Origin of the sequence: Clostridium coskatii, assembly GCF_001675205.1 — a bacterium.
GTDB lineage: Bacteria > Bacillota > Clostridia > Clostridiales > Clostridiaceae > Clostridium_B > Clostridium_B ljungdahlii.
The window spans coordinates 1-1,678 of the sequence record NZ_LROR01000073.1; the positions used below are offsets into that span (position 1 = coordinate 1).

At 33.6% G+C, this 1,678-nt stretch carries 1 protein-coding gene; it reads left to right on the forward strand.

What is annotated here, in order from left to right; translation table 11 throughout:
- The first annotated feature begins 116 nt into the window (after positions 1 to 116).
- Positions 117 to 1,630 (forward strand): IS3 family transposase gene (locus CLCOS_RS21610; protein ID WP_153042957.1). Its coding sequence is split into 2 segments (ribosomal slippage): positions 117 to 726 and positions 726 to 1,630, totalling 1,515 coding nucleotides; the frame shifts between segments, so codons are not numbered across the junction.
- Positions 1,631 to 1,678: the final 48 nt, after the last annotated feature.

Sequence of the window (1,678 nt, forward strand, 5' to 3'; positions counted from 1 at the left end):
TGATATGCTCCCTTTAAAGTAGACAGATTAAAAAATAAAAAATCTGTTACTAGAAAGGGGGCATTTTTGTGTCTAGAAGAACTAAATATACGGTAGAGGAAAAATACAAGATTCTAATGGAATATAAAAATGGGAGTAAATCAATACAAGAAATCCACACTAAGTATATGGTTAGTGTTTATGCTTTTTATAAATGGAGATACAACTATGAAAAGTATGGAGTAGATGGACTAAGAGAGTCAAAAACTTGCAAGAAATACTCAAAAGAATTAAAGGAACAAGTTGTTCTAGAATACCTTTCAGGCAAATACTCACAGGGAGAACTCGTGAAAAAATATGAGATAACAGATAAAACAGTGTTGAAAAGGTGGTTAAACAATTATAATAGTCATAGAGAAGTAACGGCAAAACCGAAAGGAAGGAGAAACTCTATGACAAAGGGAAGAAGTACGTCTTTAGAAGAAAGAATTGAAATTGCAAAATATTGCATTGAGCATAATAATAACTATCAGCAGGTTGCTGAGGCTTATCAAGTCTCCTATCAGCAAGTATATCAATGGGTTAAAAAATATAAATTCGGTGGAGAAAATGCACTTCAGGATACACGTGGCAAAAATAAGATTGAATCGGAGCTTACACCTGAAGAGAAAATGAAACTTGAAATGAAGAAACTTGAAACTGAAAATGAAAGATTAAGGGCGGAAAATGCATTCTTAAAAAAATTGGAGGAACTAGAAAGGAGGCGGTATTAAGCCGTATAAAACAAGAAAATAAATATATTGCAATTTCAATACTTCATGAAAAAGAGAATTTCTCTATATCTCTATTATGTAAAATAGCAATGATTCCACGTTCTTCGTACTATAAGTGGACAAAACGTGAAAAAAGTATGCAAGAGACTGAAAATAGTATGTTGATTGCAGAGATTGTTAAAATCTATGATGAAGTAGATGGTATCTATGGTTATCGAAGAATGACTTTGAACTTAAATCATAGGCTGGGTAAAAATTTTAACCATAAACGCATCTATCGACTTATGAAACTGGCATCGTTACAGTCTGTAATTCGCAGAAAGAAAAAACGTTATGTCAAATCTGCTCCGCAGCAGGTAGCAGAAAATTTACTAAATCGTACGTTTTCAGCCGATAGGCTGAATCAGAAGTGGCTTACTGATGTTACTGAGTTCAAATATGGTAACTCTCAAAAGGCTTATTTAAGTGCCATTTTTGATCTATATGACAACTCTATTGTCGCATATATTCTTGGCCATTCTAACAATAATGATCTTGTTTTTAATAACTTAGACTTAGCCTTATCATCCAATCCAGGCGCAAGCCCTATGCTTCATAGCGATCGTGGTTTTCAATATACATCTTATGGTTTTAAGCGAAAGCTTGATGAAGCTCAAATGACACAAAGCATGTCACGAGTGGGCAAATGCATTGATAATGGCCCAATGGAGGCCTTTTGGGGAACTCTTAAATGTGAAAAGTACTATCTCCATAAATATCATACATATGAAGAACTAACCAATGCAATCAATGAATATATCAATTTCTATAATACTAAGAGACTACAAAAAAGATTAAACGGCCTAACCCCAATGGAATTTAGGGCTTTATCCGTTTAAATAACTTTTATTATTTCCACTGTCTACTTGACAGGGTGCAGTTCATTT